This window comes from Pseudonocardia sp. NPDC049154 (genome assembly GCF_040648315.1).
Lineage (GTDB): Bacteria > Actinomycetota > Actinomycetes > Mycobacteriales > Pseudonocardiaceae > Pseudonocardia.
This window is the reverse complement of sequence record NZ_JBEZDN010000056.1, coordinates 1-20,578: the sequence shown is the minus strand read 5'-3', so window position 1 is coordinate 20,578 and position 20,578 is coordinate 1. Positions and strand designations below refer to the sequence as shown.

General features: G+C 71.2%; 20 protein-coding genes and 1 tRNA gene. 12 read left to right on the top strand and 9 right to left on the bottom strand.

All coding sequences use genetic code 11. The annotated features are described in order from the left end of the window. Positions 1-94: 94 nt before the first annotated feature. Positions 95-1,267, bottom strand: a complete 1,173-nt coding sequence (locus AB0B41_RS24305) for an MFS transporter (RefSeq protein WP_358207054.1) — start codon at positions 1,265-1,267, stop codon at positions 95-97. A gap of 130 nt (positions 1,268-1,397) precedes the next feature. On the opposite strand from AB0B41_RS24305, the gene AB0B41_RS24300 reads away from it, so the two are divergent. Both AB0B41_RS24300 and AB0B41_RS24295 read left to right on the top strand, forming a co-directional pair. Then, positions 1,398-1,473, top strand: a tRNA-Arg gene (locus AB0B41_RS24300). A gap of 622 nt (positions 1,474-2,095) precedes the next feature. After that, entirely contained in the window at positions 2,096-2,698 is a 603-nt protein-coding gene (locus AB0B41_RS24295) for a hypothetical protein (protein ID WP_358207052.1), read from the top strand. A gap of 307 nt (positions 2,699-3,005) precedes the next feature. Here AB0B41_RS24295 and AB0B41_RS24290 read toward each other — a convergent pair whose 3' ends face one another. Further along, positions 3,006-4,583 carry a Na+/H+ antiporter gene (locus tag AB0B41_RS24290; RefSeq protein ID WP_358207050.1) on the bottom strand — a complete coding sequence of 526 codons (1,578 nt, stop codon included), beginning with the start codon at positions 4,581-4,583 and terminating at the stop codon, positions 3,006-3,008. A 504-nt stretch (positions 4,584-5,087) separates the two neighbouring features. Between AB0B41_RS24290 and AB0B41_RS24285 the strand changes: the two genes are divergently transcribed. Beyond that, a complete protein-coding gene (locus AB0B41_RS24285) occupies positions 5,088-6,944 on the top strand; it encodes a potassium transporter Kup (protein WP_358207107.1) in 1,857 nt (618 codons plus the stop codon). A gap of 115 nt (positions 6,945-7,059) precedes the next feature. On the opposite strand, the gene AB0B41_RS24280 is transcribed toward AB0B41_RS24285, so the two are convergent. Beyond that, on the bottom strand, positions 7,060-7,254 hold the full coding sequence (locus AB0B41_RS24280; RefSeq protein WP_358207048.1) for a hypothetical protein: 195 nt from the start codon (positions 7,252-7,254) through the stop codon (positions 7,060-7,062). Positions 7,255-7,271: 17 nt separating this feature from the next. Here AB0B41_RS24280 and AB0B41_RS24275 point away from each other — a divergent pair, with 17 nt between their 5' ends. Continuing rightward, positions 7,272-7,724: a DUF4118 domain-containing protein gene (locus AB0B41_RS24275; protein ID WP_358207046.1), complete on the top strand. Its 453-nt coding sequence runs from the start codon at positions 7,272-7,274 to the stop codon at positions 7,722-7,724. Between the two features lies 1 nt (position 7,725). Here AB0B41_RS24275 and AB0B41_RS24270 read toward each other — a convergent pair whose 3' ends face one another. Next, on the bottom strand, positions 7,726-8,196 hold the full coding sequence (locus AB0B41_RS24270) for a hypothetical protein (RefSeq protein WP_358207044.1): 471 nt from the start codon (positions 8,194-8,196) through the stop codon (positions 7,726-7,728). 288 nt (positions 8,197-8,484) lie between these two features. Next, positions 8,485-8,697, bottom strand: a complete 213-nt coding sequence (locus AB0B41_RS24265) for a hypothetical protein (RefSeq protein WP_358207042.1) — start codon at positions 8,695-8,697, stop codon at positions 8,485-8,487. A gap of 262 nt (positions 8,698-8,959) precedes the next feature. Here AB0B41_RS24265 and AB0B41_RS24260 point away from each other — a divergent pair, with 262 nt between their 5' ends. The 5 genes from AB0B41_RS24260 (at position 8,960) to AB0B41_RS24240 (ending at position 13,180) form a co-directional block, all read left to right on the top strand. Beyond that, entirely contained in the window at positions 8,960-9,154 is a 195-nt protein-coding gene (locus AB0B41_RS24260; RefSeq protein WP_358207040.1) for a hypothetical protein, read from the top strand. A 524-nt stretch (positions 9,155-9,678) separates the two neighbouring features. After that, positions 9,679-10,395, top strand: coding sequence for a response regulator transcription factor (locus tag AB0B41_RS24255; RefSeq protein ID WP_358207038.1), 717 nt, complete (start codon positions 9,679-9,681; stop codon positions 10,393-10,395). Between the two features lie 159 nt (positions 10,396-10,554). Next, positions 10,555-10,827 carry a DUF1707 domain-containing protein gene (locus AB0B41_RS24250; protein ID WP_358207036.1) on the top strand — a complete coding sequence of 91 codons (273 nt, stop codon included), beginning with the start codon at positions 10,555-10,557 and terminating at the stop codon, positions 10,825-10,827. A 27-nt stretch (positions 10,828-10,854) separates the two neighbouring features. Continuing rightward, on the top strand, positions 10,855-12,195 hold the full coding sequence (locus AB0B41_RS24245) for a HAMP domain-containing sensor histidine kinase (protein WP_358207034.1): 1,341 nt from the start codon (positions 10,855-10,857) through the stop codon (positions 12,193-12,195). 118 nt (positions 12,196-12,313) lie between these two features. Further along, positions 12,314-13,180, top strand: a complete 867-nt coding sequence (locus AB0B41_RS24240; protein ID WP_358207032.1) for a phosphatase PAP2 family protein — start codon at positions 12,314-12,316, stop codon at positions 13,178-13,180. A gap of 638 nt (positions 13,181-13,818) precedes the next feature. Here AB0B41_RS24240 and AB0B41_RS24235 read toward each other — a convergent pair. The 3 genes from AB0B41_RS24235 to AB0B41_RS24225 all read right to left on the bottom strand — a co-directional run bounded on the left by AB0B41_RS24235 (position 13,819) and on the right by AB0B41_RS24225 (position 17,370). Then, positions 13,819-14,727, bottom strand: a complete 909-nt coding sequence (locus AB0B41_RS24235; protein ID WP_358207030.1) for an RNA polymerase subunit sigma-70 — start codon at positions 14,725-14,727, stop codon at positions 13,819-13,821. Positions 14,728-15,289: 562 nt separating this feature from the next. Further along, a complete protein-coding gene (locus AB0B41_RS24230) occupies positions 15,290-16,015 on the bottom strand; it encodes a glutamine amidotransferase (protein ID WP_358207028.1) in 726 nt (241 codons plus the stop codon). Between the two features lie 23 nt (positions 16,016-16,038). Then, entirely contained in the window at positions 16,039-17,370 is a 1,332-nt protein-coding gene (locus AB0B41_RS24225) for a MurT ligase domain-containing protein (protein ID WP_358207026.1), read from the bottom strand. Positions 17,371-17,888: 518 nt separating this feature from the next. Here AB0B41_RS24225 and AB0B41_RS24220 point away from each other — a divergent pair. The 3 genes from AB0B41_RS24220 to AB0B41_RS24210 all read left to right on the top strand — a co-directional run bounded on the left by AB0B41_RS24220 (position 17,889) and on the right by AB0B41_RS24210 (position 19,854). Next, a complete protein-coding gene (locus tag AB0B41_RS24220) occupies positions 17,889-18,035 on the top strand; it encodes a GntR family transcriptional regulator (RefSeq protein WP_358207105.1) in 147 nt (48 codons plus the stop codon). 436 nt (positions 18,036-18,471) lie between these two features. Continuing rightward, positions 18,472-19,044, top strand: coding sequence for a CAP domain-containing protein (locus AB0B41_RS24215; protein WP_358207024.1), 573 nt, complete (start codon positions 18,472-18,474; stop codon positions 19,042-19,044). Positions 19,045-19,494: 450 nt separating this feature from the next. Continuing rightward, positions 19,495-19,854, top strand: coding sequence for a metalloregulator ArsR/SmtB family transcription factor (locus tag AB0B41_RS24210; protein WP_358207022.1), 360 nt, complete (start codon positions 19,495-19,497; stop codon positions 19,852-19,854). Positions 19,855-19,859: 5 nt separating this feature from the next. Here AB0B41_RS24210 and AB0B41_RS24205 read toward each other — a convergent pair. Then, positions 19,860-20,578, bottom strand: a 719-nt coding sequence (locus AB0B41_RS24205) for a transposase (RefSeq protein WP_358207020.1), incomplete at its 5' end; no start/stop codon positions are given.

The window sequence follows — 20,578 nt, the reverse complement described above, 5'->3', positions numbered from 1 at the left end:
GGCTCTACGTCACCCGTGGCCTGGGTTTCTGGGGTCCGCCGGTGCGCGTCGGCTCCCCTCCGGAGATCACACTGCTGACCCTGCGCAGCGCCCGTCAGGCGGCGACCGGCTCCCGCTGCGCGCTCCGCTTCTCCACCATCGCCGAGATCGTCGCGACGCCGAGGCCGGCGAGCGCGAGGAGGGCGGCGACGACGTTGGGCGAGGTCAGCCCGAAGCCCAGCGCGATGGCCGCACCACCCAGCCAGGCACCGAGCGCGTTGGCCAGGTTGAACGCGGCGTGCATCGAGCCGGCGGCCATGTGCGGGGCGCCCTCGGCGCCGTCGATGATCCGCAGCTGGGCCGAGGGGATCAGCGAGAAGGTCGTGACGGCGAAGAGGAACAGCACGATCGCCGCGCTGACGGGATGGTGCATCGCCGGGACCAGCGCGAGCGCGACGACCGCGTCGGCGGCCAGGACCAGGCGGATCGCGCGCATCGGGTCGACGTCGGCCAGCCGTGCGCCGATGGCGTTGCCGATCGTCATGCCGACGCCGAACATCGCCAGCAGCAGCGTGATCGCGGCGGCCGGGTAGCCGGCGACGTCCGTGAGCATCGGCGCGACGTAGCTGTAGCTGGCGAAGAGCGTCGCCCCGCCGAGGACGGCGATGAGCAGGGTCAGCCACACCGGGCGCCGGGTCAGCGCCCGCAGTTCGTCGGCCAGGCGCGGGCGGCCGCCCTCCGGCCGGACGTCCGGGACGACGAACCGGATCGCCACGGCGGCGACCAGGCCGATCAGGCCGACGGCCGCGAAGGTCCACCGCCAGCCGACGAGCTGACCCAGGAGGGTCGAGAGCGGGACGCCGACGATGTTCGCGACCGTCAGGCCCGCGAACATCAGGGCCATCGCCCGGGCGCGGCGGTCCGGCGCCGCGAGCGAGCCCGCGACGATCGCCGCGATGCCGAAGTACGCCCCGTGCGGCAGTCCGGACAGGAACCGCCCGAGCATCACGAGGTGGTAGCCCGGCGCGACGGCCGACAGCAGGTGCGCCACGCCGTACAGCCCGATCATCACGATCAACGCCCGGCGCCGCGGCAGGCGGGTCGCGGCCGCGATGAGCAGCGGCGCCCCGACGACCACGCCGATCGCGTACGCCGACACGAGGTGCCCGGCCTCGGGGATCGACACCTGCAGGTCGCCGGCGACCTCGGGGAGCAGCCCCATGACGGTGAACTCGCCCGTCCCGAGGGCGAACGCCCCCAGCGCCAGCGCGAGCAGCGCGACGCGCACCGACCGCACGGTGACCCCCTTACGTACGCAGAAAGCAGAAGCCTCCAGCCTAGGCCTTTCCCATGCTCCGGCGAGTGTTCGACGGGTCACCCGCGGCCCGCGCACGGCGCCGTTAGGATGCTGCGCGCAAGCCCTCGTAGCTCAGGGGATAGAGCACCGCTCTCCTAAAGCGGGTGTCGCAGGTTCGAATCCTGCCGGGGGCACCACCTCCGACCAGCGGTTTCGCTGAGTCAGAGTTCCATGATCGCGATTCGTGCCGTCATTCGTGTCATCAACGAGGCCATAGTCTTGATCCATGCCTCCCCGTCGTCGCGCCCGTGGCTACGTGCAGGAACTGCCGTCCGGAAGCCTCCGCGCGTGGGTCTACGGCGGGACTGATCCTTTGACCCGGAAGCGCCGGTACCTGTCCGAGACGGTCCGGACCGAGGCGGAGGCCGAACGAGCCGTCACCCGCATGCAGCACGAGGTCGACGAGAACCGGCACCCGAAGTCCTCGATCACGGTCGGCCGCGCGTCGGGCAATGGCTCGAGGTGGCGAAGATCGAGCCGACCACCCGCGAGCGCTACGAAGACTTGATCCGGCTCTACGTCACGTCGGTCTTCGGCGACCTCCGAGTGGCCGCAGGGGTCGACATCCGCACCGTCGCCGGTCGCCTCGGCCACGGCAGCGGCGGCGCGACGACGCTGAGGATCTATCGACGAACGCCTGACCGAGGTGGACGCCGCCGTCGCGGGGGTGACATCCGGTCCGCGTCCGCACCGCGCACGTATCCGGACCGCGCTCGACACGCTGCGGGCCCGGTCGCCGGCATCCACGACCGATGCGCCATGGTCGACGCGACACGCTGGGCCGAGTACCGGGCCGGGCTCGACGAGCTCGACTCCGAGCTCGCCCGGATCACGGAGCACCACGACCCCGAGGACCTCGACGATCTCCTGTACTCCCATCTCACCCGACTCGAGCTCGACGGCTGGCGCGCACGCGCGACCCACGTCGCGGGAGCGGACGAGCCGGTGTCGGCTTCGCTCGACCTCATCACGTACGCCCACCGGCAGCTCGACTCGCAGCACAACGGTACCGGCCTGCCGAGGGGCGACCTGGAACGGATCATGGACGCAATCCGCGACAGCGTCCCGCGCACCGGCGGCAACGCCGCGCCGCCGGAGGCGCAGAGGCGCAGAGGCGGACTCGGTATGTCGCGGAGCTTCAGTCGCGACGGCGATCCGCTGCTCCTTGGTGGCCTGATCAGCGCCTGGGGAGAATTCGTCGCCGCAGGCCTTCCGGACGTCGTGGAGCGCCTGATCCTCGGGGTGACCCGCCGAGGTCTGAGCCACTCTGCCCGCCGGGGTACGCCCCGGCGGGCATCCCCGGCCCGGGTGAGGTCCGCCTACTCGTCGGTGAAGGTGCCCAAGGTGCGGAAGTCGAGGTAGTCGCCGTCCCCGGCGGGGACGGTCTCGAAGAGAGCGTGCGAACCCCGGTCGGGGTGAGCAGGTGCGCGTGCGCTCAGGCAGCCCGGAACCTACCCACGACACCCGGCGCCACTCCGCCAACTGCGGCGCGGGTCACTGAGGTCTCGGGCTCGGCAGCACGAACGTACGCTGGCATGCCGGTGACCCCGCACCCGCCGATGCTGCCGCGCCGGGTGCTGGCGTCGCGTGCCCGAAGGGCCGCTGTCCTGTGTGACGACGATGTGGGAGGAAGTCGCCGCGGCCCCCTTGGCCGGTCCTGAGATGAGCTTCAGTCGACCGGGTTGGCCCGGGAGAACCGGACCTCCTCGATGTCCAGCCGGGCCTGGACCTGGCGCAGCACGATGTCGTCGATCCGCTGCTCGTCGCGCAGCTCGAGGAGCGCCTCGCGCTTACGGGCGATGAGCGCGAGCCAGAGGCTGGCGTACTGGTCGTCGTGCCGGATCACCGGTTCACCCTCGGCGCCGTCGGCCGCCAGCACCTTGCGCCGTTTCTCGATCTCGGTGCGCACCCGCTCGACCACGCGCTCGTCTGAGCCCAGCTCGGCCGCGGTGGCATCAATCGAGCCGATCGCCGCGTCGGTGGTGAAGACCTCGGCGAAGCGCCGCTCCTCCTCGACGGAGTTGTCGACCGGGAGCCGGGCGAACCGCACCACACGCGGTAACAGCAGCGCCTGCAGCAGAGTCAGCACGATCACCCCGGACGTGATCACCACGATCAGGTCGCGGTCGGGGAACGGCGCGCCGGAGTCCAGCGTGTGCGGCACGGCGAGCACCGCAGCGAGTGAGACCGCTCCGCGGAACCCGGCCACCCCGCTGACCGAACGCTGGCGGGCGCCGAGCCGGCGCAGCCGCTGCGCAGGCCGCCGATCGAGCGCGCGGATGATGTACGGCGTGGTGTAGAGCCAAGCCCAGCGCACCCCGATCACCACCGCGGTGACCAGCAGGACGTCGACCAGCGCGCGGACCACCGGGACGCTGGACAGCTCGCGGATCGCACTCTGGGCTTGGAGACCGACGAGCACGAACAGCACGCTGCTGAGCACCGTCGTCGAGACCGTCCAGAACGGGACGAAAGTCTGCCGGGTGACCGCGCCGGTGATGCGCGGGGTCACCTGGCTCATGAACAGCCCGCACACGACGACCGCCAGCACCCCGGACGCGTGGATCGACTCGGCCAGCAGGAAGGCCGCGAACGGCGTCACCAGCATCGCGATGCTCTCCAGCATCGGGTCGTCCATCCGGCGGCGCAGCTGCCAGCTGACCAGACCCATCAGCGCGCCGGTGAGCACGCCTCCGCCGTACGCCAGGACCAGCAGGCCGCTCACGTGCAGTGGTGTGAGGTGCTCCTCGCCGACGGTGACCCCGACCGCGAGGCCGTAGATCACCAGAGCAGTGCCGTCATTGACCAGGCTCTCCGCGCGCAGGACGGTCACGGTCCGGCGCGGCAGCCTCCGGGCCAGGACGCCGACCGCGGTCGCGTCGGTCGGCGCGAGCGCGGCACCGAGCACCCAGGCCGGTCCCCACTGCAGACCGATCGCGTGCGCCACGGCCGCCACCGCCGCGGCAGTGGCGAGGACCAACACGGTGCTGCTGAGGACCACGACGCGGAGGTTGTTGCGGATCTCCCGCAGCGAGGTGGTCAGGCTCTCCCAGTACAGCAGCACCGGCAGGAACAGCAGCAGCACGACCTCCGGCGGCAGCTGGGCCTCGCGCAGGTGTGGCGCGAAACCGATGAGCACACCCACGAGCACCAACAGGATCGCGGGCGCGACCGGGTAGCGGCGCGCCAGCGCACCGCACATCACCAAGGCGACGCCGAGGACGACCGCCATCTCCAGTCCCAGCACGCACACATCGTGACGGGTTTCTGCGTCAATCTGGGCGCACGTCCCGCTGCTCTCCGGCGGCCGCGGTGCGCTGGTCCGGTTCGTGCTCCGGCTCGAGAGCCGGGGCCGTACCCGGGCCGCGTTCGACGTAGCGTGCTCGACGACATCACAGACCCGGCAGCACTGAGTGCGCCGCTCCTCGAGCCCGAGCGTCTCTGAACTCCCGGTGTCGTCGAGGCTCGCGCCGGGTTCTCCTCGCGCGCCACCGCACGCCGCGGGCTCGGGCCCGCGCCGAAAGTTCCCGAGGCTCCATACTCGTCGCGACCGTTGCTGTCCGGCCTCCACCGATCGAGTTGCGCGCCTGAGCCGTTGACCGTGTCCCCGCCCGTGCCCGGCTTGCACCGCCGGGTGCACACTTCCCGGGTGGATCAGCCTGAGGCTCCCGCACCGACGTCGGCCGAGCCGCCGCCTCCGCCCGAAAAGCCCGCGCACCCGGCAACACACGGGGGCGGGCCCGCGGGCCTGGTGCTCGGAGCGTTGGGGATCGTGTTCGGCGACATCGGCACGAGCCCGCTCTACGCCGTGCAAACCGTGTTCTCGATCGACAACAACGCCGTGCGACCCACGGTGGACGACGTCTACGGCGTCGTCTCCCTGATCTTCTGGTCGGTCACGATCATCGTGACGCTCAAGTACGTCACGCTGGTCCTGCGGGCCGACAACGACGGCGAGGGCGGGATCATGGCACTCGCCGCGCTCGTGCGGGAGGTCTCGTCGCCGTTCGCCCGGCGGGCGGCGGTGGCCCTGGCGCTCGGGGTACTCGGAGCCTCTCTGTTCTACGGAGACTCGTTGATCACCCCGGCGATCTCGGTGCTCTCGGCGATCGAGGGCCTCGAAGTCGCCCGCCCCGAGCTCGCTGAGTTGGTCCTGCCCATCGGGGTCGCGATCCTCACTGCCCTGTTCGTGGCGCAACGCTGGGGCACACATCGTGTGGGGCGGCTGTTCGGGCCCGTCATGGTGCTGTGGTTCCTGACGCTGGCGGTGCTGGGCGTCCCGCACATCGTGCAGCACCCCGGGGTGCTACTCGGCCTCTCGCCGACCTACGCGCTCGCCTTCATCGCCGACCACCCGTACACCGCGTTCATCGCGATGGGCGCCGTCGTACTGGCCATCACCGGTGCGGAGGCCCTCTACGCCGACATGGGCCACTTCGGCCGCCGCCCGATCCGGCTCGCCTGGTTCTCCCTGGTCTTCCCGGCCCTGATCCTCAACTACCTGGGCCAGACCGCGCTGATCCTCGACGACCCGCGAGCGATCGACAACCCCTTCTACCTGCTCGCGCCGGCCTGGGCACGGCTGCCACTGGTCGTCCTGGCCACCGTCGCCACGGTGATCGCTTCGCAGGCCGTCATCTCCGGGGCGTTCTCGGTGTCGCGCCAGGCGGTCCGACTCGGCTACCTGCCCCCGCTGACCGTCCGGCACACCTCCGAGCGGGAGAGCGGGCAGATCTACGTGCCCGCCGTGAACTGGCTGCTCTTCGGCGGCGTCCTCGTCCTGATCCTGGTGTTCGGGTCCTCCGCCAGACTCGCCACGGCATACGGCCTCGCCGTGACCGGCACCCTGCTGCTCACGACGACCCTGCTGCTCGTCTACGCCGCCACCGCCTGGCGCTGGCCGCGCTGGCGGCTCGTGCTCGTGGCCGTCGTGTTCGGCGGCCTGGAGCTGCTGTTCTTCACGGCCAACCTGACCAAGATCACCCACGGCGGGTGGCTGCCGCTGCTCGTCGCGATCGTGGTCGTCACCGTGATGACGACCTGGCAGCGGGGACGTCAGATCGTCACTGGCCGCCGCGCCGATCTGGAGGGCTCCCTCGCGGAGTTCGTGGAGCGGATGCACGTGGAGCGCATCCCGCGCGTGTCGGGTGTGGCCGTGTTCCCGCACCCGACCAGCGAGACGGCCCCCCTGGCACTGCGGGCCAACGTCGAGTTCAACCACGTCCTGCACGAGCGGGTCGTGATCGTGTCCGTGGTGTCGGAGAACGTCCCGCACATCCACATGACCGAGCGAGTGACGGTCGACCAGCTGGGCCCGGCCGACGACGGCATCGTCCACGTCGCCGCCCGCTTCGGATTCCAGGACGAGCAGGACATACCCGCCGTGCTGCGCTACGCCCACGGGCTCGCCCACGAGCTCGACATCGACCCCGCCGAGGCCTCCTACTTCCTGTCCCGGATGTCCCTGGAACGCGGCAGCCAGCCCGGGATGCACCTCTGGCGCAAACGCCTGTTCATCGGGCTCGCCCACAACGCCGCCACCCCGGCCGCCTACTTCAAGCTGCCCGTCGACCGGACCGTGGTGATGGGCTCACGCGTCGAGCTCTGAGGGCTGCGCCGGGCCCGGTCGCGACCGGCTACAGCAGAACCGCTCGACCGCCCCGAACCTGAGGCGATGTCGTTCGGTAGTGCGTCCTGACGAGTGATCCGGCGTGAAGAACGCGTCAGAACAGCTTGTTCCGGTCGCCGGTCAGGTATTGGGTTCCGGTCGCGGTCCGACAGCAGACCCGGTCGTTGGCGCTGGGCTGGGCGGTCCTGCTTCCGCTCGCGGTCTCCGCAGGCTTGAGCCTGCTCCGCGAGTGGGTGGCGAACACGAGCATGGCGCTGATCCTCGTGCTCGCGGTGGTTGCGATCGCCATGCGCCCGTCTCGAAGGCGTGATCTCTGCTGTGGTCGCGGCGGCCTCGTTCGACCTCTTCCTGACCGCGCCGTACTACCACTTCACCATCCGCAGCCCGAGCGACGTCGAAACGGGCGCCCTGCTGCTCGTGGTCGGGATCGTGGTCAACGAGCTGGCTCAGTGGGGTCGTCGCGAGTTGGAGCACGCCTCGGCGCGTGAGGCCTCTCTGGCCCGACTGACGACAGCCGCCCGGATGCGAGCGACGGGGCAGGCTCGGCGGTGTGGCCTCCCAAGGTTGAGGGACCATCCAGTGTCGCGACCGGCCACGCAGCCGCACATACGCAGCGGTGTGTACGTCGTGACGAGGAGAGCGAGCGCACCCCGGGATGGTGAGCCCACACCGGACGGACCCCAGGTGCTGCGCAACGACCGCTCCTCGAAATGCCGCCGCCACTGTTGCGATGCGTCAGGATTAGGCCAACTCAAGTAGACTACTTTTCGATCACGGAGAGCCTCGCCGTCCTTGCCAGTTTTACAGCTTCCTGCAACCTCTTGTAAGATTCTCGGAGCACCAGGTCGGAGTTCTCCAGATCCTTCAACGTCAAGCCGGAATGCTCCTCCGCCCCCACTCCCTCTCTCTCATTGGCCTCGCGTCGAGCGCACGCCGCACGTACGCTTTGCAATGTCTCTTCGTGCCCAGCGTAGAGGGTCGAGTAGTACCAAACGAGCAGGCAGTCGTTTGCGGCATGCCATGCCAACCCCACCTTCTCATCCGCAAAGTATGACTGGAGCTTCCAGTCCACTACCCTGAAACCCACAATAGCCTTCTTATATGCGCTGATCGCTTCCACCCTAAGCCTTGCTAGATCATCTGGGCGAGACGACTTCGTCTCCTGGGCCCTGGTGAAGACATGGACGGAGGCGCGGAACTTCCCGAACACGCGAGCCATCTCCTCGATCATTTCGATCCGACGATTGTACGAATCAATTCGCTCCGCTCGCCGTGACGACCAGAGGTTGAGAGCCAGCCCTACGCCTAGCGACCCAACTACTGCTGCGACGAACGGTCCGAATCCTTGCAGCGCAAGAGCCTGCCAGAAGGGGCGCGCCGAGTCGTTAGCCTGCGCAATCATAAGTGTCATTAGTCAAGCTGCTCCAGCTACATCGGACCGCGAACGTCCTGCGACTGCTCGTCTCTGTGGCCGATCCGTTACCGCGTGCCGCAGCCTCGGCGACCATTCCGATCTTGATCAGGTCCAGCGGGCTGATGAACCCGTCGGCGATGCGGAACCCTCCCGCTTCGCGATGGCGTCGCGCAGCGGCAACGCCCAGTGTTGTTCGATCAACACCAGCGCGGCCGCGAAGCTGTTCAGGATCAGGGAGATGAGGCTGGCCTCGGCGAGGAGAGTTGCTCCCTCCTGCAGCCGGGACGGAGGGCAGCGCTCGCTCGTGCGGATGCGCATTAGCCAGTACCGACACGCCCTGCCCCGGGCGTGGTCCGGCCCACGATCAAAGGTGCGAGGCCGACGCCTCCAGCATGGGGCTGACATATCTGACCGCGACCTGGCTGACCGCGACATTGCTGACCACGATCGAAGCCCCCCGACAGCTGCAGGCGATACCCGTCCAGGGAGAGGCGGCAAGTGAGTCATCCGCGGCGAGCGCGTGCTCCGGCTCGGCCACGCCGGCCGCCCCGCACAGCAAACGCCGTTCCGCGTGCCGGAGATGCCGAGCCGACTGGGCACCATTCGGCTGCCCGCCCTCGACTCGCTGGCCTGGATCGGTGGCCTGGCCACCCTGGCAGCCGTGGGAATCCTCGAGTGGCCGGTGGCCGCCGCGATCGGTGTGGGGCATCTGCTCTCCCACCAGCGGCACCTGCGGCTCCTGAGGGAATTCGGGGAAGCGCTCGGGGAGGCGTGAGCCTCGGGCCTGCGCTGGCTCTGCGGCACGGCCGGGGCGTGATGTCCGGCGGTCGTGCGGGCCCCAGGGGGCGCGATGGCGCGCGGCTCAGCCGTCGATCAGTGACCGAGCAATCATCGCTCGGACCGCAGCCGTCTGCCTGGTCTCGTCCACTTCGGATGAGGACAACGTGGGCACCTCGGCGGATCGTGGGTGCTCGCGATGGCATGGCTCGGGTTCCCATCCGCCCTCGAGAGGAGGGATGTCCGCTGATCAGGACCACGAGGATCCCGAACGTGCCGAACGAGGTGAGCAGGTCGGTGGTGCTGAGCGGGTTGAGCGCGAGCACTCTGGGAAGGTCGGTCATGTCGCATCGTCGTCGAGGGCGGCCCTCACCGCCGCCGTTCACCGTCCGACGCTCGGCAGGCGCGGGCTCACGCTCGGCCAACCGCGGGTGAACGTCGGGCAAGACTACCTGCGGGCGAGCTGTGACCGGCCCTCCTGCAGTCGGCCGTCGGTGCCGGACGGGTCGTAGGCTCCGCCGCATGGCGCACCTGCTCGTCGTGGAGGACGACGACACGATCGGCCGGGCCCTGCGCAGCAGTCTGGCCGTGCACGGGCACGACGTGGTCTGGTGCGCCACCGGTCGCGACGCCCTGGAAGCGGGTCGCGTCGGCGTGTTCGACCTGGTGCTACTCGACCTCGGGCTGCCCGACGCCGACGGGATCGACGTCTGCCGCGACCTACGCCTGACCCAGCCCGGCGCGGTGCTGGTGATGCTGACCGCCCGCGACGCGGAGATGGACGTGATCATCGGCCTAGAGGCCGGAGCCGACGACTACCTGACCAAGCCGGTCGGGTTGGCCGAACTGCACGCGCGGATCTATGCGCATCTGCGCCGCGTCGACACCACGCTACGGTCCGAGCCCGACGACGGCGACGCGACCGCCGCGGTCATCGGTGACCTGGTGATCGACCTGTCCGCCCGGCGCGTTCTCGCGGCCGGGAAGGAGATGCCGCTGCGCGCCAAGGAGTTCGAGCTGCTCGCCCGGCTCGCCGCGCAACCCTCCGCCGCCGTCAGCCGTGAGACCCTGATGACCGAGGTGTGGGACGAGCACTGGCACGGCTCGACCAAGACCCTCGACGTCCATATCGCCGCGCTGCGCCGCCACCTGGCCGACCTGCCCGTCGGCACCGCGCGCCCGAGGATCACGACGCTGCGCGGACACGGATACCGACTGGACCCGCCCGAACCCGCTTGAGCCGAGGACCGGTTTTGCCGTGGCCTTGCCGGAGCGAGGCCGCGGTTAACCGAGACCTGCCTATAGTGACCGGAGTGCAGGTCCCATCCGACGACCGAGCTCTGCAGGCCGTCCCGGATCCCGCGACCGACGAGGCCGTCGAGGAGATCGACCGCGAGCGTGCGGCGTGGCGGATTTCGCGCCGCGCTCGACGAAGGTGACCTCGAGCTCGAGGAGGCCGGACAGCGGCTCTCCGCGGTCTTCCGGGCCCGCAGCCAAGAACGGCTCGATCAGTTGATCGCCGACCTCGACCAGCCCGAGGCACCCGTCGACGTTGGGCTCGATCGTGCGACGCTGCTCCGCGCGGGGCTGCGCATCCTGCTCTTCGCCGTCCTGACTGCGCTGCTGCTGACCGCGCTGCTGCACGGGATCGGCCCGATCGACCGCTACTGACCCCTCTCGCCGCTAGGTTCTGCTGACGTGCGCAAACGGATCGTGGTGCTCACCCTGGGCGCCGCCGTGCTGGCCATCGCCCTGTTCGGGCTTCCCCTGGCCGCCATCGTCGTCACCTACCTGGCCGACGACGAGACCAGCGAGCTCGACCAGGTCGCGAACGTCGCCGCGCTCACCGTGGCCGTCGACCTCGCCCGCGGCAACGCCCCGCACCTGCCCTCGACCACCGAGAACGCCGACGTCGCCCTCTACGACCGCGACGGGAACCGGATCCTCGGCACCGGCCCAGACCGTGCGGACCAGTCGGTGGACGAAGTGCTCGCCCAGAGCGGTCACGACACCGACAACGACGGCGTCGTCGCCGTACCGATCATCGGCGACGACCCGCGCGCCGGCGCGATCCGGGTCTCGAGCAGCCCCGTCGAGGTCTACGCTCAGGTCGGCCTCGTGTGGGGAGCCATGCTCGCGCTCGCCGCCGCGGCGTTGACCGTGGTCTGGCTCGTCGCCCGACGCCAGGCCGGCACGCTCGCCGGCCCGCTCGAACGACTGTCGGCCACCGCCCGTCGCCTCGGCGACGGCGACTTCACGGCCCGTACCGCCCGCGTGGGGATCCCCGAGATCGACTCGGTCGGCGTCGACCTCGACACCACCGCCGAACGGATCGGCGGCCTGGTCGCCCGGGAACGTGCCTTCACCGCCGACGCCTCCCATCAGCTCCGCACCCCGCTGGCCGGGCTCCGGTTCACGATCGAGGCCGCGCTCGACGCGCCCCCACCGCCGGCGGACGGCGACGGAGCGTCCGAGGAGGAGGTGGAGCGGCTGCGCGAGGCGATGCGAGAGGCCGTGCGCGCCTCGGATGGGCTGCAGCGCACCATCGAGGACCTGCTCACCCTCGCCCGCGACACCCACGCGCCGCGAGACGAACTGATCCTCGCCGACCTGCTGGCCGACGTGGCCGGTGAATGGCGGACCCCCGCCGACGCCGCCGGCCGAACCCTCGAGCACGAGGTGACATCCGGCCTACCGGCCGCGGCGGCGTCGGACGCCGCGACCCGGCAGGTGCTCGACGTCCTGGTCGACAACGCCCTGCGCCACGGACAGGGGCGGATCACGATACGGGGACGGGATGCCGCCGGGGCACTCGCCGTCGACGTCCTCGACGAGGGCGAGATCTCGCCGGCCGACTGCGAGCGGCTGTTCACCCGCCGCACGCGACAAGCCGACGGTCACGGCATCGGGCTCGCCCTGGCCCGCAGCCTGGCGGAGGCCGAGGGCGGGCGGCTCATCCTCACCCGCACCCGACCCGCCACCTTCACCGTCCTCCTTCGAGTCGCCGAACCGGCCCCCCTGGCGCCGCCCCTCCCATAGCCGCGTCTGTCCGCCGTGCCTTGCCCTGCGCTAACCCTCCGTTGGGCCCCCGCAGTGACTGCGATCCCTATCGTCGAGACGCCGCCCCGAGGCGGGCGTCAGAACGAGTGGAGCAGGGATGAGATTCGCCGACGCCGAACAGTGGCTGGCCGCGGTGCTGTTGCTGGTGTGGCTGGTCGCCGCCGGGTTGTCGGCCTTCCGACAGGTGCCGCGAGTGAGGCGACTGTCGATGGTCACGCTGACCGGTACCGGGACCGCCGCCGGGCTGTTCGCGCTCCAGGCCGGCGTCGTCGACGCCGTCGCCGACCCGGACGGTATCTCCGCCGCGGACACCCCCGCGCTGCAGTGGCTGGTCGACCACCGCGCACCCTTCGCCACCGCAGCCGCGATGGCGGTCAGCCTGGTCGGCGGGACGGCGGCCATGGCCGTCCTCGCCGCCGTCGTCGTGCTCGTGCTGTGGTTCCGCCGCCGCCGCTGGGAGGCCGGCGTCGTGGCCGTGGCGACGGCCGGCGCCGGCATCCTCGTGGAGACGCTCAAGAACATCTACGACCGACCGCGGCCCCCGGAGGCGACCCGGCTGGTGGTCGAGACCAACCACTCCCTACCGTCCGGACACGCCCTGGGCTCGACCGTGGTGCTCGGGATCGTCGCTGCCGTGGCGGTGCTCGTCCTGCGCGGCACCGCGGCCCGAACAACGGCAGTCGTACTCGCGGCAGTCCTGATCGTCGCGGTCGGACTGTCCCGGCTCTACCTCGGCGTGCACTGGCTCACCGACGTTCTCGACGGCTGGCTCGTCGGAGGGGTCTGGCTCGCCCTGTGCGTCACGGTGCTGTTCCACACCCGCCCGGTCCCGCTGCCCGGCCCGGACCCGGAGCGACCCGCCGGCGACGCCGACCTCCCCGGAGCCGCCGCGGTCGTCGAACCCACCACCGAGATGTCTGCCGGACCGGCGGCGGCGCAGGGCGACTCACGCCGGCCGGAGTGACCTGGGATGCCCCGACCTCGCGCCCTTGCTTGATCTCCTGAGCCAGCGCGCCGGCGGCGATCATGGCGCTGATGCCCACGACAAAGCCGAGGGGCACCGTGCGAGAGAGGAAGTTCGCCAGGAACCCGACACGGGACAGCGGCGCGAGCACCAGCAGCACGGGCCCAGGACGAGCGTGGCGGTCCCGGCCAGCGCGCCGTAGCGCAGGCTGCCCGTCGCGGCCAGCCCGGCCAACGCGGCCGCGAGAATCGCGGCGGTGGCCGAGTCGGCGCCCACGACCAGGTGCCGGGGCGCCGACGAGCACGAACACCACCGCCGGCAGCAGCATCGTGTACGAGCCCGTGACCATCGGCAGGCCGGCGATCCGCGCGTACCCGAGAACCTCGGGACGGCGAGAGCGGCCAGCGTCGCCCCGGCCACGGCCTCCGGCAGCCACCGGCCGCGTTCCACCGGCAAGACCCCGGCCAGCACCGGCACCCGCCACGCCCGCGCGTCCACGCCCTCACCGCATTGATCGGTGCCGCACGATAGCCCGCGCGGGCGCGCACCCGTCGTCCCTCCGGGGTCGGCCACCGGCAACAGCCGGAGGGCACAGGCCATCGCTCACCGAGACGGCGACCGCGGGACACTCTCGCCGCTCAGGACGAGTCCGCGAGCACATCCGGGAAGCCGAACGTCGCGACCAGCGCTGGATCGTGGAACTCGATCACGCGCGCGACGCCGGCGGCGGTGGCGGTCAGCACGACGATGCCGTGTGCGCGGAGCGCGCCGTCGGTGTGCCGGTTGTACACGACGGCGGCGGGCTGGTCGTTGGCCGTCGTGGCGATCATCCGCCAGTCGCCCGGCGCGCCCGGCACGTATGTGGCGAGCATGGGGATGCAGTTCACCCGGCCCGCGTACCACTCGCGGAACGGCGTGGCCTCCAGCGTGGCGTCGGCGCACAGCACCTGTTGCAGCAGGCCGACGTCGGAGCGTTCGAAGGCGGCGATGTAGGCGTTGAGCAGCGCAGTTGCCCGCGGGTCAGTTGGTTCGAGCAGCCCCCTGGGCTCCGGCTGCAGCTCGTTCAGCCGGGCGCGGGCCCGCTGCAGCCCGCTCTTGACCGCCGCGGTGGTGGTGTCGAGGATCTGCGCGGTTTCCGCCGCGGAGAACGCCAGCACTTCGCGCAGGATGAGGATCGCGCGCTGGCGGGCGGGCAGGTGCTGCAGGCCCGCGACGAGCGCCAGCCGGAGCGACTCGCGCGCGACCACCGTCGCGGCCAGATCATCGGCGGCCGGCGTGATCCAGTGGTCCGGCAGCGGTTCCAGCCACGAGACCTCGCCCGCCGCCACCTGGCTGGGCGGGCGACCGGGTCCGTCGTACGGAGCTGACAGGCCCGCGGGCAGCACGCGGATCCGGCGCGGCGTGAGGGCGGTCAGGCAGAGGTTCGTGGCGATCGGGTAGAGCCAGGACCGCACCGAGGCCCGTCGCTCGAAACCGGCGTAGGACCGCCACGCCCGGAGATACGTCTCCTGCACGAGGTCCTCGGCGTGCTGCGCCGAGCCGACCATGATAGCAGTGCGCCAGCAGCTCCCGGCGGAACCGCTCGGTCTCTCGCCGGCGGCGGCGACCCGGATCAGCACCTCACCCCGGCCGGGACGCGGCACCGGTGCGTCCGTGATCAGACTGGTGTCCGGCGGACCCTTCGACGTTGTCTGCTGCGGCGCGCGCATGGTGGCGGGAATTCCCACGGCGATCAGCTCCCCTCTCCTCGGCTCACCTCGTTCCGCCGGCCTCCGGCGGGATGCACTGTCGACCATGTAGACCTCCTCCATCGCAGGAAGGAATCGCTGGTTGCCGTGGCCAGGTCGTGCCGACCAACCACCCCGGTACCCGGGTCGAACGACGGGCTCGGCCGGTCGGGATCGCCGGTGAGCCGGCCCGCCGGGCGTGGCTGCGGCGGATCAGCCCTCGCCGCACTGCTGCACGGTCGCCACCGTCGTCACGGCGTCGTGGCCGTCCCGTCATCGGGGAGGTCGACCTCCGCCTCCGCAACGGCCGCTACAGATCGACCTGACGGTTGCTCCCGTCACCGCGGCCCTGCCCGCCGGCCGCGGTAGCGCGCGGGACGATCTAGGGAGCAGGTCGACCCAGGCGCGGCAGGCGGCGGCGTGCGCGCAGTCGCCGTTCGCGGAGCTGCTCCACCGCCCGCACCCGTAGCGGCGGCAACGGCTCGCCGACGACCCATTCCAGAAGCAGATCCGCCAGGGCGGGGTTGCGGGCGAGGACCGGGCCGTGCAGGTAGGTGCCGACGACCCGGCCCGCCACCACCCCCTCCGTGCCCTGACCGCTGCCGTTGCCCACCCCGGACTCCACCCGGGCCAGCGGTCGGGCGGCCGGACCGAGCCGCGTCGCGCCCCTGTGGTTCTCGAAACCCGTCAGGAGCGCCCCGGCGAGCTCCGGCACCAGTGGCGTGGCCAGGACCTCACCCACAGCCCGCCGTGCCCGCCGCGTCGTTGTCACGTCGAGCACGCCCAAACCCACGTGGTCGGTTCCGTCCGGGCCGGCGAAGCGCTCGCCGAGGATCTGCAGGCCGGCGCAGACCGCCAGCACGACGGCGCCACGCTCGACCACACCGCGCAGCCCAGGCTCGCGGGCGGCACGCTGCACAGCCAGGACCTGAGCAGAGTCCTCTCCTCCGCCGAGGACATAGATGTCGCAGCCCGTCGGCACCGTGCCCATGACGGTCACGATCTCGGCGGGGCGTCCCCGCCAGCGCAACCGCTGCCGGAGCACCTCGGCGTTCCCCTTGTCGCCGTATGTGCCCAGGAGGTCCGGTGAGACCAAGGCGATACGCACCGCGGACTCCGTGGACAACCGGCTCACCCGGTCCCGTTCGACTTTGCGCTCCCGTCGTCGGCAATGGTGCGGGCCAGCCGCGACCGCGCGGCGAGGAACGCGGTGTAGTCCGCAGCCACGTCGACCCGACCACCCAACCGGCGCGCGGCGACCACCGGATCCGCCTCCACCTCGTGGTCGACCTCGGCGTAGGCGAGCCGGACCGCCACGTCCGTCGCCCGGTCCCCGCTGGCCACCACCCGCCGGCCCCGTAACCGCTCGAAAGGCACGTCCCACAGCCAGGACGGGTCGCGCCCGTCCGCCTCCCTGGAGTTGACTGCGATCACCACCGCGCTCGGCGAGGCCTCGATCACGGCGAGCGTCTCCGACCAGCCCGCGGGGTTCTTCGCCAGCAGCAGCCGGGTCTCCCCGTCCGACCGCGGAAACGACCGGTACCGACCCGCGACCTCCGCCAGGCCGGCGATGGCATCGACCGCCCGGTCGGGCGGCACGCCGTACGCGGCCGCGGCGGCGACCGCGAACGAGGCGTTGACCAGGTTCGCCGTACCGGGCAGCCGCAGGTCCAGGATCCGCCGGTGCCCGTCCGGACCGATCAGCTGCCCGTTCTCGCTCACGGTCCACGCGGCCGACGGCTCGCTCAGCGCACACCCGGTGCACCTCCACGTCGTGGCCATGGGGTCGATGTGGCCGCCGCACAGCAGGCAGGTGACGCCGTCGTGCCGCCACGTCCTGGGCGGTGCCACCCAGATCCGGTGCTCGGCCGCCTGCGCCGCCGCGACGACCAGCGGGTCACCGGCGTTGGCGATGACCGTGGTCTGCGGGCTCGTCAGCAGTGCCGCCCTGATCCGGCGGACGACCGAAGCGACCTCCCCGACGCGGTCGAGCTGATCCCTGCTCATGTTCAGCAGCACGACGAAGGCCGGCCGGGTCTCGGCGATCACCCCGGGGAGGTAGCCCTCGTCGATCTCCAGCACCGCGCTGTCCGCGTCCGGATCGTCGAGCAACGCGACGAGCGCCCCGTCGGCCATGTTCGCCCCGGTCCGGTTCCATGCGGGACGCGACCGGACCCCGAACGCGGCGGCAAGCATCGCCGTCGTCGTCGACTTGCCGTTGGTGCCGGACACCAGCGCGACCGGCCGGGAGGTCGCCAGCTCGCAGAGCAGCCCCGGAGCGAGGGCGAGCGCGACCCGCCCGCCGAGAACTCCACCGGGCCGGCCCAGCGACCGGCACAGACTCGTCGTCAGGCGCCCGGCGCGAGCAGCGAGCCGGGCACGAGTAGGCGGCGGGGCCGGCACGGCCTCAGCGGGCACCGCTCGGGCCGGTTGCGCCCGCATGCCGGGCGAAGACCAGGACACGCACCAACGATGACCCCATCGAGGTTAGCTTCCGGCAAACCGAGTGCTCACAGCCGACCAACTCCGTCCCCACCGGCCTCCGGCGAGTCGACGCCATGAATCCGCTCCCGCAGGAGAAGAGGCGCCGCCATGCCGCCGTAGTACGTGCCCTCGGTGGTGCGCCGGCACGCGCCATGATGACGTGCCGTCGTGGCGAGCCGCCGTCATTTCTGGTGATCCGCTCGGTCCCCGCGTGCCGCCGCAACGGCCGTCGACAGAGAGATCACCGTTCGACGATTGATCGACTAGGGCGGCGTGGAATCAAACGTGATGCGAAATCTCGTCGTACACAGCAGTCAGACGCAACTCCAGTGAGCGTTTCCGCAGGTAGAGAGCCTGCAGCAGGCCTGTGATGAGCGCCTCGACGGTCTCCTGAAGCGGGTGTCGCAGGTTCGAATCCTGCCGGGGGCACCACCTCCGACCAGCGGTTTCGCTGGGCCGGAGGTTTCACCGTCGGCCCGACCGGCCCCTACCTCTCGATCGCCGACGATCTCCGCCAGCAGATCACCTCCGGACGGCTGGCGCCCGGCGCTCAGCTCCCGACCGTCGCCCAGCTCGCCGTGCCCTATGGCGTGACGGTCGGAACGCCCACCGTGCGATGGCGAAACTCAAGCAGGAGGGCCTGATCGACGTCGCTCGTGGCAAGCGGGCGACGGTGGCGAGGCCGGAGTCGGAGTCGGAGTCGGAGTCGGAGTGACAGCGCGACACACCGACGGAACGTCGCGCCGCAGAAACCGCAGAAATCCCGGTTCGGGCGGAGTTCTGCGGTTTCTGCGGCTGACTCTTCGACCTCAGCAGATCCCACAACGAGGGCGAATATCTCCCGGCGGTGCGCTTGCGTCGCCCGGCCGGCAGCCGATCGCCCGCCTGTGCGGCCGCCGACGGAAGGGGCTTTGGACCAGGTGAATTTCCTACTGAAATGTCGGGTATTCCCCCGACCCGGACTGGGGCCCGCATTCGAATGGCGTCGGGACAACCCTCTGTCTCATTCGCCGCCCTCCCCCCACTCTGGTCGCCCTTCGCCCCGGCAATCGGCCGATGGCGAATGGACCAAGGAGGGCCATGCTCACGACCATTCTCCGGAGATCCGCTCGACTCTCGGTCGGCGTCCTCGCCGCCGGACTGCTCGTCGGCCTCGCATCGCCGGCAGTCGCCGCCACCACCGCGACGCCCACCGCGACGCCCACCGCGACGCCCACCGCGACGCCCACCGCGGCCGCGACCCTCCTGCCCGCCGGTCCGCACGACAACCGGAAGGAGAGGGCCCGCGACCGTAAGGCGCTGGCCCTGATCAACCAGGAGCGCGCGAAGGCGGGGTGCGCGCCGTTGACCAAGGTCGAGAAGCTGCAGACGGCGGCCCGCGAGCAGAGCGACGCGCAGGCCGGACGCGACCGCATGGGGCACGACGGGGCGAACGGCAGCACGGCCAACGACCGCTTGAGCGGGATGGGCTACCACCAGTGGGGTGAGAACGTGGCGCAGTACGGCTCCGCGGATGCAGCCGTCAACGCCTGGATGAACAGCGCCCCCCACCGGGCCAACATCCTCAACTGTGCGTTCACCGAGACCGGCCTCGACAGCGAGAAGAGCAAGACGAACGGCCAGATCTACTGGACGCAGACGTTCGGCGGCTGATCACCGTCGACCGCGCCGGCTTGTGGCCGGCACAGCGCAGTCGAACGGACGCCGCTTGACCCGGGTGGGCGACCCGGCGATCTCGGGTTCGTCCATCCACCGTCAGCCCCGACCCACAACGGGCCGGGGCTGTCGCACATCCGGGGACTGGCACCGGCCGGCGAGGCTGACGCTGCATGCGAGGCGGACGACGACTCCCTGCCATCGCCTGCGGCAGACCGCATGTCGGAGCGGGAGTATCCGGCCCCTCGTTCCACCGGTCCAGCCCGGTCGGACCCCATGCTGAGCTGGACTACCGAAGGTCCCCTTGAGTGCGGTCCACGACTTGTGAAGACCCTGCGCTGCCTCCCGGTCCTGCACGGTGCGTCCCAGCACGTGGCGCCGTGAGCCGCCCGGGCGCCAGAGCCACGACCCTTGACCCTCGTCAGTGTGCGTCTAGACTTACCGTTCGTGCCGGCTTACGGAGACGCAGGGCTGGGGCTGCTCGGCGACCCCAGCCGGCGGGCCATCTTCGAGCTGCTCGCGCGCCGGCCCAGCTCGGTACAGCAGCTCGCCGACGAGCTGCCGATCAGCCGGCCGGCGGTGTCGCAGCACCTGCGGATGCTGCGCGAAGGCGGGCTGGTGGTCAGCCGGGCCGAGGGCACCAGGCGGATCTACCAGCTCAACCCAGAGGGCGTGACGGCCTTGCGGACCTGGCTGGACGGGGTGTGGAGCGACGCCCTCACCGGGTTCCACAAGACCGCCGAGGCAACGTCGCCCGGCCTGAGCTCCGACGCGGACTCCGTCCCCGGACACGAGGAGTTTCAATGACCGTGTCACGCCGCTGTGGCTGCCGGGGCTGGTGCCTCGGTGGTGAAGCGGCGGTTGTCACGGAGCAGGGCCCAGATGAGGTCGACCAGACGGCGGGCGAGCGCGATCAGGGCTTGGGTGTGCCGTTTCTTCTCGGCTTTCTTCTTGTCGTAGAAGGCGCGGGAAGGGCCGTCGGGGCGTCGGATGGCCGAGAGCGCGGCCATGTAGAACACCCGGCGCAGCCCGCGGTGATAGCGCTTGGGGCGGTGCAGGTTCCCGCGGATCCGCCCGGAGTCGCGGGGGACGGGCGCCAAGCCGGCGTAGGCGGCCTGCCTGCTCGAGGTGCCGAACGCGGCGACGAGGTTCCCGCCGGTGTCGGCGAGCAGTTCCGCGCCCAGGATCGGGCCGAACCCGTCGACACTGGTGATGATCTCGGCGTGCGGGTGGGCGGCGAAGCGGGCCCCGAGCTGCTTGTCGAGGTCTTTGATCTCGCGGTCCAGGTCGAGCAGCTGCCGGGCCAGCCGGGCGATCAGCGGGGCGGTCACCGCCTCGCCGGGCAGCGCCACGCTCTGCCCGGCGGCCACCTGCACCGCGGTGGTGGCCATCGCGGCGATACCGGGCGCCCAGGCCCGCTGCTCCCGCAGGAAAGCGGCGACCTGGTCGACCCCGGCCGCGCGCAGCGCGGCCGGGGTCTGGTAGCCGCGCACCAGGATCAACGCCGAGCGGGTGGTGTAGTCGAAGGCCT

Bases quoted from the DNA above. Each gene is read 5' to 3' on its own strand.
- AB0B41_RS24295 (WP_358207052.1), top strand. From the start codon at position 2,096: ATGGTCGACGCGACACGCTGGGCCGAGTACCGGGCCGGGCTCGACGAG.
- AB0B41_RS24280 (WP_358207048.1), bottom strand. From the start codon at position 7,254: ATGGCGATCGCAACCACCGCGAGCACGAGGATCAGCGCCATGCTCGTG.
- AB0B41_RS24270 (WP_358207044.1), bottom strand. From the start codon at position 8,196: ATGATCGAGGAGATGGCTCGCGTGTTCGGGAAGTTCCGCGCCTCCGTC.
- AB0B41_RS24265 (WP_358207042.1), bottom strand. From the start codon at position 8,697: ATGCGCATCCGCACGAGCGAGCGCTGCCCTCCGTCCCGGCTGCAGGAG.
- AB0B41_RS24260 (WP_358207040.1), top strand. From the start codon at position 8,960: ATGCCGAGCCGACTGGGCACCATTCGGCTGCCCGCCCTCGACTCGCTG.
- AB0B41_RS24255 (WP_358207038.1), top strand. From the start codon at position 9,679: ATGGCGCACCTGCTCGTCGTGGAGGACGACGACACGATCGGCCGGGCC.
- AB0B41_RS24240 (WP_358207032.1), top strand. From the start codon at position 12,314: ATGAGATTCGCCGACGCCGAACAGTGGCTGGCCGCGGTGCTGTTGCTG.
- AB0B41_RS24235 (WP_358207030.1), bottom strand. From the start codon at position 14,727: ATGGTCGGCTCGGCGCAGCACGCCGAGGACCTCGTGCAGGAGACGTAT.
- AB0B41_RS24215 (WP_358207024.1), top strand. From the start codon at position 18,472: ATGCTCACGACCATTCTCCGGAGATCCGCTCGACTCTCGGTCGGCGTC.